Source organism: Acetobacterium wieringae, assembly GCF_001766835.1.
In the GTDB taxonomy this organism is placed as follows: Bacteria; Bacillota; Clostridia; order Eubacteriales; family Eubacteriaceae; genus Acetobacterium; species Acetobacterium wieringae.
Genome location: NZ_LKEU01000014.1, coordinates 151,024 through 160,752, shown reverse-complemented (window position 1 = coordinate 160,752; position 9,729 = coordinate 151,024). Strand labels below are relative to the sequence as shown.

Below are 9,729 nucleotides of genomic sequence, written 5' to 3'. Positions count from 1 at the left end.
ACATATCATGGACTTTTCCCGTGAGATCAGTTATCGGATGGAGGATACCATCGCCTGGCTAAAGAGCACCAACTAGTGGACCACTTTTGAAATAAAAATCTGGACCATTTTTCACTTGACGAAAGCAGAGGTTAATTGTTCGTTGTTGATACACATAGATATTCTCCTATTCGTTTTAATTTTTTTGAGACATGGGGAGACATGGGGACGTTTTGTTTGTCATCGCTACAACGTAGCTCGGGCATGACATGGGGACATTTCGCCTTTCATCCCGCTGGGCTGACATCCGTAACGTCCCCAAGTCATACCCTATCACAGGCGTAACGTATCCTTTTCTCATCCTACCAGTCCCCCAGTCACACCCTACTCATTCTTTTTCGGACAACTGGGCCAGAACTTTTTTGAGGCTGGCGGGAATCGGAAAGCCCAGGGCGGCCAGATTTTCGGTGATACTGATGCCTTCATTGGCCAGATAGAAAAAAATCATCGCTGTGCGCAGGGTCGCACCACCGCCTAGCAGGTTCTGATCTAACAGGTGACCCATGGCGACAATGACAACGATCATCATTTTTTTGAGAATTCCATTAAAACCAATTTGGCTGGATACCTGCCGCCGGGTTGCTGCCAGGGCCAGACCGGTTAAATAGTCAATCAGGATAAAGCCCAGCAAGGTGTACAAATACCCGTCGAAGCCGCCTAAAAGAAAACCGAGTACCGACCCGATCACCCCACACACCGTGGGCAGGGATTCTAGAATTGTTTTCATTGCATCGCTTGTCCTCCTTTCTTTAACTAGTGGCCACTTGCAAAACTACCGTGAGCTTTGCGCCCAGTTTCGCACGAAACAATTTCTACACTGTACGACGTACAGGCTATCGCCTGTTCGTCTACACGTTACGAAATTGTTTGTGGAAACTGCTCCCAAAGCAATCATCGTTCGAATTTTTCATTTGGTAATTACCAAATAGTGGTACACTCCTTAAATGGCAGTTTCTAGGAAAAAATGACATAAAAAAACCATCCTGTGAAGGATGGTTCGGCATGGGGACGTCTAACTTATCGCATTTACAGCGCGCGGCCCGGGTATGACAAGGAGGACATTTCGTACGTCATCCCTGATGCGTGGCTCGGGCATGACAAGGGGACATTTCGCCTTTCATCCCGATGGGCTGACAGGCGTAACGTCCCCTTTTCACGCCCTATCACAGGCGAACGTTTCCAAGTCATGCTCTAGCGCTGTTTGAGGTCGGCGGCGATCTGGTTGAGTTTTTTGAGGCGGTGATAGACCCCGGACTTGCCGACGGGGGGGTCCAGGCGTTCACCCAGCTCTTTGATACTGGCATCGGGGTAGTTAAGCCGCAGTTCGGCAATGTCGTAGAGATTTTTGGGCAGATTTTTTAAGCCAAACTGCTCTTTGATCAGCATAATATCGGCAACCTGATCGTAGGCGGCGGCAATGGTTTTATTGAGATTGGCGGTTTCACAATTGACCTGACGATTCACGTCATTGCGCATTTCTTTGACAATCCGGATGTTTTCCATTTCCAGCAGGCCCCGATGGGCTCCGATGACGCTGAGAAAATCGGCCACACTGCTCCCTTCTTTGAGGTAGAGTACCCAATGGGCTTTGCGATGGATCAGGTTGGACTTGATCTCGTACCCATCGAGAATCGTTTTAATGCTCTGCAGATAGGCACATTGCTCACCGGCAACCACTGGACTGCGGTCGGCTTTTTTCGTGATGGTCGTTTTTTTACCCACCAATTCCAGATGATAGGTTTTTTCGGGGTTGGATACCGAACCGCACCCTAAAAAGACCCCGCGGATGTAGGCTTTTGTCTGATTTTGCTGCTTGATAAAGGGCTCCGGTACCTGATTGGCAAAAAACGCCTGTCCATTGGCATTGTAACTTAAAATCTGACAGTCTTCCAAGATTATTTTTGCCGTCCATGGTTGTTCAACCACCACCCGGTAGGCCCGGTGTTCTTTGAATTTACGGGTTTTTTCGATCTTGATTTTTGGTTTAATCTGATACAGGGATTTCATCAGCTGATAGCAGCGGGCCGCCACTGCGGGGTTTTCGGTTTTGATACTGATGGTCATGGCACCGGATTGCTCGATGTGGATGGTTCCCACTGCGCCAATCATGCCGGACAGTTCGGCCCGCTGACAGGCTTTGGAGCCGTAGGGAAGCTTGGAAAGATCTTTTTTTAAAATGGCTGAAAATGTCATGACGGCTCCTTTCTTTCGGTGCGAGTTGCGGGCGATCACGGATCGCCCCTACGAGTTGACAAGCGCACAGGGGGACGGTACTTTTGTGCTTACCTTATTTTATATAGGTTTCGAAGATGCGACGGGCCAGGAGATCGGCATCGTGGCGGACAAAGCCGTTTTCCATGATGACATAATCGTCTAGAATATACTCATACTGTTCCAGGGGGGAGATGATCTCGACCACATTGGCAGCGCATTTTTTGTACTTTTCTTCAATACTCTTGGGTAGATTGCCGGTGTTGGCGACCACATAGTCAAACAATCGGCCTTCGGCCTGATCGAGGTGAGCTTCAATAGCCCGGATGTGGTCTTCCTGGGTATACCCATCGGTTTCACCAGGCTGCGTCATAATGTTACAGATGTAGAAACGCCTGGCCCGACTATCAAAAATCGCTCTGGCGACATCCCTTATCAGCAGATTGGGAATGACGCTGGTATACAAACTGCCAGGACCAATAACAATCATGTCGGCATTTCTGATGGCCTCGATGGTCTCCGGGAGGGGGGCGGTATCCTCCTGTTTTAGAAAGATCTGGGTGATGGGGCTGTTTTGTTCCAGTGCCGCCCCGGGGATGGCTGATTCCCCTTCAATGACCTGGCCATTTTTGAGGGTTGCCATCAACACCATCTGGGAGAGGGTAACCGGCAACACCGCTCCTTTGATCTGCAACACGTCGGAGGTTCGCCGGACGGCATCGTAAAAATCATGGCTGATGCCGTTCATCGCTGCCAGAAACAGATTTCCGAAGCTTTGTCCCGCCATCGGGCCACCGGGAAACCGATAATTAAAAAGCTCCTGCATGACGTTTTCGTCATCGGCCAAAGCCAGAATGCAGCTGCGAATGTCGCCAGGTGGAAGAATACCCAGTTCTTCCCGGAGTTTTCCGGAACCGCCACCATCATCGCCAACCGTGACAATGGCGGTGAGATTATCGGTATATTTTTTTAAGCCCCGGAGGATCACCGATAAACCGGTGCCGCCGCCGATGGCCACAACTTTGGGGTTTCTTACTTTGACAATATCTTTCAAGGTAAACTCCCTTATGTATTCTTTCATATCCATGAAATCACATCCTTTTTTGTTTGTCTTTACATCGTTGCTCAGGTATGCGGGCGATCACGGATCGCCCCTACGAGATGGTGCAACTGACTGTTCGGCCAGCATGACATGGGGACGCAACGTCTTTATGAACGACAACACTGCTCGGATGAGACAATGAAACATTTCGCCTTTCATCCCGATGGGCTGACAGGCGTAACATCCCCTTTTCTCATCCTACCAGTCCCCAAGTCATACCCTAGTGGTCGAGGCGGTTTCTTTTGATGTCCCGGTGTTTGAGGGTGGTTTCGTAGCCTTTTTCTTTGAGAGCCTGGCTTAACAGGCAGGCAAAGGTGACCGAGCGGTGCTGGCCGCCGGTACAGCCGATGGCAATTTCAACCGTATTTTTGGAAACCTTGGCAAACTGGGGAATGACAAATTCAATCAGATCCCACAATTTCTGATAAAAAACCTCCGCTTCCCGAAATGACATGACGTAGTCTCGCACCGGTTGATCTTCGCCGGTCAAATTCCTGAGTTCCTGTTTATAAAAGGGATTGGGCAGAAAGCGGACATCAAAGACAAAATCGGCGCCCATGGGACTGGCATATTTAAAACCGAAGGAATAAATTTTTACCTTTGGTTTGGACTGATCCCGATCCAATTTAACCAGCTTTGTCAGCTGTTCTTTTAGCTCTCTGACCTTGATGTCCGAGGTGTCGATGACTTCATCGGCGATTTCTCTAAAATGTTCCAGGCTTTTTCGTTCCGCCCGGATCGCTTCGATGAGGTTACTGGCAAAATGGGTCAGGGGATGATTACGCCGAGTTTCCTGATAGCGGGATACCAGCACTTCGTCCCGGGCATCTAAAAAGATCAGCTTGAGATCATCCCGGGTAGCCTTGTACTCAGCCAGGGGGGTATCTTTTCCGTCCAGGAAAATATCGCCCCGGACATCGGTGACCAGGGCTATTTTTTCAATTTCGGTGGCCGATTGCTGACAGAGATTGATGAAGGTCACAATCAGTTGCGGGGGAATGTTATCAACACAGAAATAACCCAGATCTTCGAGGATTTGAATGGCCTGGGATTTTCCGGCACCAGACATGCCAGTGATGATAATGATTTTCATGGGTTACTCCTTTTTTTGAATTACTATGACTCCCGGGCATGACATGGGGACATTTCGCCTTTGCAAACTACAGCACTGCCCGGATGTGACAATGGGACATTTCGCCTGTCATCCCGCTGGGCTGACAGGTGTAACGTCCCCTTTTCACATCCTACCTAGTCGGTGATATTGACGATGCGGGTAATGGGGATGCTGGCGGCTTTGACAACCGCTGGGGTGTCCCGCATATCCCCCAGAGCAGCAATGCTATGGGCGTCACTGTTGATGGCAAAGCTGACTGGGTATTTCATGGCGATTTTTATTTCTTCGGCATTTAAATGATTGTGTCTGGGGTTGATTTCCAGAATGACGCCATGTTCGGCGGCGGCTTTAGCCACCGCTTCGATGTTGATGGGCATTTTGTCACCGGGATGGGTAATCAGCTTGATGTCGTAGCGTTCCATCATTTTGATATAGGTTCGGGTATTCATGTTAACCACGGTGTTTCTTAAAAAGGGTAACACCCGGGCCGCATAGTTGGGCAGGGCAAAAACAAAGATATCTTTAATACTGGCCGGAATATAACCATAGTGATACCCGGCCGAAATCCAGTCGCAGTATTTTTTTTCTTCCTCTTTAATGTCAATGTCGCCGTTGGCACCAGTGATGTTGGATTCGACCGAAAGGTAAATATCAATATCATCGTATTTTTGATTAAGCGCATCGATCTCAGCCCGCATTTTAGCAAAATTCTTTTTGCGCACCCCAAACAGCGGATGGCTGCGGCCATGGTCGGAAATGGTGATGGCCGTAAGGCCAATTTTACGGGCCTGGGCCACCATTTCGGCAATGGTATTTTTGCCATGGCTATAGGTTGTATGGGTGTGCATATCATGGGTTATTTTCATGGGATTTCCTTACATATATTATTATGTTTTATTACTTCGATTATACTGCGTTGCCCGGATGCGACAATGGGACATTTCGCCTTTCATCCCGCTGGGCTGACAGGCGTAACGTCCCCTTTTCTCATCCGAGACTAGTCGTTTCCGATGACGATGACTTCGGTTTTCAGGTCGACGTCAAATTTTTCTTTAACGGCTGACTGAATCGCACCGATGAGGTTTAGAATATCAGCAGCGGTGGCGCCGCCTTTATTGATAACAAAGCCGCTATGTTTTTCGGAGACCTGAGCCCCGCCGATGGCATAGCCTTTAAAACCGGCATCCTGCACCAGTTTACCGGCATAATAGCCTTCCGGTCGGCGGAAGGTGCTGCCAGCGCTGGGGTATTCCAGCGGTTGCTTGGTCTGTCTTTGGGTGTTTAAGTTAAGCATTTTTGCTTCGATGGCCTGGCAGTCGCCGTGTTTTAGACCCAGCTCGACACGAATCAGAATCCAGCCGTGCTGTTGCAGGATACTGGATCGGTAACCAAACTGGCACTGTTCGGCAGGAATGGTTTTTTCGGTACCATCTTCTTTAATCACCGTAATGCTTTTAATCACTGCCTTCATTTCGCCGTCATAGGCACCAGCATTCATGGTGACGGCACCGCCCAGACTGCCGGGAATGCCGGAAGCAAATTCCAGACCGGTGAGGTTTTCTTTCAACGCAATATTGGCCAGATCTTTAAGGCTGATCCCCGGTTCGGCAATCAGGGTTGTTCCTTGAACTTCCACCCGATTGAGGGCCTTGGTATTAACGATGATGCCACGATACCCCTTATCACGGACAATCAGGTTGCTGCCGTTCCCCATAATATAAAAGGGTTTATCCGATTCTTTGCAGATTTTTAGTATCTGTTGCAGTTCTGTTTGGGTCTGAGGCATTAAAAAAAGGTCGGCTGGGCCCCCAACCTTAAAGGATGTATGGTTTTTCATCGGTTCATTTTCTTTTATATTTTCGATCGCCATGATGGCTTGCAGTTTTTTGATGGTATTATTCATATAATTATTCCTACCTCTTGATGCTTCGATTTTATCGCACAGGAGGACGGTTCTTTTGTGCACTTTTTATCAAGTAATTAGGAAAGCACAAGAAAAACCGTCCCCCAGTGCTTATCCTACTTTTTTGCTTCTATTAATCCATCATACCATTATTTACGTGGCTTCGCCACAAAAAAAGGCCCTTTGCGGGTCTTTTTAAGAATCTTTTATCTGGGCTACTCGGCAACGGCGCAAAGGGTTGCGATATAAACCTGGGCGGCACCAGCTTCCAGAAGGGTGGCACTGGTTTCGGCCAGGGTCGCCCCGGTGGTGAGGACATCATCCACCAGCAGGATGGTTTTATTCTGGATGGTGTTAATCTGTTTGACATTGAAGGCCCCGGTCAGATTGTGGAGCCGTTCTTCCCGCCCCTGACCCAGCTGATGGGGGGTGTCCCGGCTGCGAATCAGGACTTCCGGGGCCAATTCCGGAGCATTTGAATTTTTTTTAGCTAAACCGTCATAAATACCCCGGGCAATCTTTTCACTCTGGTTATAGCCCCGCTCGGCTTGGCGGTTCGGATGCAGCGGCACTGGAATAATCAGATCCACACGATTAACCCAATGGGATTGGGCAATGGCGGCCCCCATGTGGGTGCCCATCCAGATACCCAAATGGGGCCGATCTTTAAATTTAATGGCCTGCACCAGTCTTTTAGCGGAGTCCTCATAACTTAGATGGGCATAACCACCGGAAAAAGGCAGATTGAGTTTGGCGCAAGGGCTACACTCCTTTCGCTGGTGACGAAAAATTGGCCGGCCACACTGACTGCATGTCGGATTGCTGATGACCGGAAGATCATCCTCACAGTGGTGGCACAAAAACCGGTCGGTAATAAAAAGTACCCGGCCGCAGATGGGGCAGGTGCCATTTTTGAGAAAAAGGTTGTTCTCAAGAAAGGTCAGGAGGGTTTGTTTCAGGTTCATGGTTACCTCTTTTCGCATTCATGGGGACATTTTACCTTTGATTCTGATTATATCAGACTACCCGGCCCGGGATGACATGGGGACGCGACGTCTTTCATCCCTATCGGGCTGACATCCGTATCGTCCTCAAGTCACGCCCTGTCTTATTTACACCAGCGGGTGTTTGATATAGGTGACGATGCGATCCCGGAGGGCGGTCTGGCGATCCTGGGATTCGCCGGATTTGATCATTTGCCGGAAAACGTACTGGTTGCCCATCAAAATCAACAGCTTTTTGGCTCGGGTGACGGCGGTATACAGCAGTTTGCGATTTAAAAAGAGGGGCGGCCCACCGACGATCGGCATGACCACCACCGGAAACTCACTGCCCTGACTTTTATGGACGGTCATGGCGTAGGCGTGGGTGATTTCGTCCATCTGGTCAAAGTCATAGGTGACCCGCTTGCCGTCATTAAACAGAATGGCAAAGGATTTTTCCCGGTTACTGATGCTTTCCAGAATTCCAATATCACCATTATAAATCCCTTCGCCCTGTTCCAGCGACAGGGTGTCTTCCCACTTGATCCGGTAGTTGTTTTTGATCTGCATGACCTTATCCCCTTCCCGGTAAATCACCATTCCGAATTCCCGCTGCACCCGGTTCTCCCGGGGCGGATTGAGCACCGCCTGGAGCTCCCGGTTAAGATTGATAACACCGACCTTGCCGTTTTTCATCGGTGAGATCACCTGAATATCGCTGATGCTATCAAAGCCTTTGGCCATTGGCAAGCGGTTGGTGACCAGTTCAAGAATATCCCGGAGCAGCTTATCACTGTCGTTTTTGTTAAGAAACAAAAAATCCGACTCATTGTTGATATCCGGAATTCGGCCATGATTAATCTCGTAAGCATTGACCGAGATCATGCTTTCTTCCGACTGACGATAGATCCGATCAAGACTTAATACCTTCACCGCTCCACTTTCGATGATGTCCTTTAAAACATTTCCCGGACCCACCGACGGCAACTGGTCGGCATCGCCTACCATAATCAGCCGGGTACCCGGCTGGATCGCCATCAGCAAGCTGTCCATCAGGAGAATATCAATCATCGAGGACTCGTCAACGATGATCGCATCTACATCGAGCGGGTTGGTTTCATCCTTGCTGAAGCTGGGAAAATCATCATCCTGGCTATATTCATATTCCAATAACCGATGGATGGTTTTGGCTTCATTGCCTGTTGTTTCAGTAATCCGCTTGGCAGCTCGACCGGTGGGAGCGGCCAGTACGGTTTTAAGGCCCAGATCCTTAAAAATCCGGACAATCCCGTTGATAATGGTGGTTTTTCCGGTTCCTGGTCCGCCAGTAATAACGATAACGCCATTATCCATAGCGGCGGCAATGGCTTCCCGCTGCTTATCATCCAGCGTGATTGACATATCCTGCTCATAGTTTCTGATTTTGGCCGTAATGTTGACATCCGCTATTTTATAGGTCATCTGGCTGATTCTGGCCATGGCGAGAGCCGCGTTGTCCTCAGCTTCAAATAGATTCCGGGGATAGTAGACCCGCTGGTCGGCGATCTCCTCCTGAATGATGCGACCCATCAGTACCAGTTCACCTAATTGAGCGTTAATCTCGTCTTCATCGACGCCAAGGATTCTAGAACTGGTTTGGATCAGTTCGGTTTCAGTCATATAGGTATTGCCCCGGTTATAGCATTCCCCCAGTGAATAGTTGATTCCCGCCAGAATCCGACCGGGACTGTTGGCTTCAAAACCGAGATGGTTGGCAATCTGGTCGGCAATTTTAAAGCCAATCCCCCGGATATCATCAATCATCTGGTAGGGGTTATTTAGTAGCACCGCGATGGTGTCAAATTTGTAAGTTTTATAGAGTTTCATCGCCCAGTTGGCCGAGATGCCGTAGTCCTGAATCTGAATCATGATCTGTCGGACTTCCCGTTGTTCGTGGTAGACTTCTTTGATGGCGGCCAGGGTTTTCTTGCCAATGCCTTTAATTTCGGACAATCGCTGGGGGTCATTATCCAGGATATCCAGGGTTTCTTCTCCAAATCGGGCGACAATCGCTTTGGCGGTTTTTTCGCCTATGCCAGGCAGAATACCCGAGGATAGATAGCGGATAATGCCTTCGGTGGAGGTGGGAATTTCCATGGCATAGGTTTCCATGGTAAACTGATCACCGTAATTTTTATGTTCAGTCCAGTAACCGGTAAGTTTTAAGTACTCGCCATGATTCAGTTCGTCAAAATTCCCGACAACGGTGACCAGATCGCCATCGATATCAAAGTGGGCGACGGTATAACCGTTGCTTGCGTTTCTAAAGACGATGTGCTCCACCGTACCCTTAATGCTTTCCATGCTTTGCTCCTGTTTTGTTTTTCCGCACAGGGGG

The 9,729-nt window shown here is 49.1% G+C and carries 8 protein-coding genes; all 8 read right to left on the bottom strand.

Annotation, left to right across the window (positions count from 1 at the left end):
- Positions 1 to 367: 367 nt before the first annotated feature.
- Entirely contained in the window at positions 368 to 766 is a 399-nt protein-coding gene (locus tag ACWI_RS03575) for a phage holin family protein (RefSeq protein WP_070370051.1), read from the bottom strand.
- A 464-nt stretch (positions 767 to 1,230) separates the two neighbouring features.
- Positions 1,231 to 2,232, bottom strand: a complete 1,002-nt coding sequence (whiA, locus tag ACWI_RS03570; protein WP_070370050.1) for a DNA-binding protein WhiA — start codon at positions 2,230 to 2,232, stop codon at positions 1,231 to 1,233.
- A gap of 94 nt (positions 2,233 to 2,326) precedes the next feature.
- Entirely contained in the window at positions 2,327 to 3,337 is a 1,011-nt protein-coding gene (locus ACWI_RS03565; protein WP_070370049.1) for a gluconeogenesis factor YvcK family protein, read from the bottom strand.
- 235 nt (positions 3,338 to 3,572) lie between these two features.
- Positions 3,573 to 4,445 carry an RNase adapter RapZ gene (gene rapZ, locus ACWI_RS03560; RefSeq protein ID WP_070370048.1) on the bottom strand — a complete coding sequence of 291 codons (873 nt, stop codon included), beginning with the start codon at positions 4,443 to 4,445 and terminating at the stop codon, positions 3,573 to 3,575.
- A gap of 155 nt (positions 4,446 to 4,600) precedes the next feature.
- Positions 4,601 to 5,332, bottom strand: a complete 732-nt coding sequence (locus tag ACWI_RS03555) for a PHP domain-containing protein (RefSeq protein ID WP_070370047.1) — start codon at positions 5,330 to 5,332, stop codon at positions 4,601 to 4,603.
- 131 nt (positions 5,333 to 5,463) lie between these two features.
- Entirely contained in the window at positions 5,464 to 6,369 is a 906-nt protein-coding gene (murB, locus tag ACWI_RS03550; protein WP_070370046.1) for a UDP-N-acetylmuramate dehydrogenase, read from the bottom strand.
- Between the two features lie 215 nt (positions 6,370 to 6,584).
- A complete protein-coding gene (locus ACWI_RS03545; RefSeq protein ID WP_070370045.1) occupies positions 6,585 to 7,334 on the bottom strand; it encodes a ComF family protein in 750 nt (249 codons plus the stop codon).
- 147 nt (positions 7,335 to 7,481) lie between these two features.
- Positions 7,482 to 9,695 (bottom strand): SF1B family DNA helicase RecD2, encoded by a 2,214-nt coding sequence (gene recD2, locus ACWI_RS03540; protein WP_070370044.1) that lies wholly within the window; start codon positions 9,693 to 9,695, stop codon positions 7,482 to 7,484.
- Positions 9,696 to 9,729: the final 34 nt, after the last annotated feature.

Excerpts from the sequence above, each read along its gene's own strand:
- recD2 (WP_070370044.1), bottom strand. The coding sequence starts at position 9,695 with ATGGAAAGCATTAAGGGTACGGTGGAGCACATCGTCTTTAGAAACGCA.
- whiA (WP_070370050.1), bottom strand. The coding sequence starts at position 2,232 with ATGACATTTTCAGCCATTTTAAAAAAAGATCTTTCCAAGCTTCCCTAC.
- rapZ (WP_070370048.1), bottom strand. The coding sequence starts at position 4,445 with ATGAAAATCATTATCATCACTGGCATGTCTGGTGCCGGAAAATCCCAG.
- ACWI_RS03545 (WP_070370045.1), bottom strand. The coding sequence starts at position 7,334 with ATGAACCTGAAACAAACCCTCCTGACCTTTCTTGAGAACAACCTTTTT.
- ACWI_RS03565 (WP_070370049.1), bottom strand. The coding sequence starts at position 3,337 with ATGGATATGAAAGAATACATAAGGGAGTTTACCTTGAAAGATATTGTC.
- ACWI_RS03555 (WP_070370047.1), bottom strand. The coding sequence starts at position 5,332 with ATGAAAATAACCCATGATATGCACACCCATACAACCTATAGCCATGGC.
- ACWI_RS03575 (WP_070370051.1), bottom strand. The coding sequence starts at position 766 with ATGAAAACAATTCTAGAATCCCTGCCCACGGTGTGTGGGGTGATCGGG.
- murB (WP_070370046.1), bottom strand. The coding sequence starts at position 6,369 with ATGAATAATACCATCAAAAAACTGCAAGCCATCATGGCGATCGAAAAT.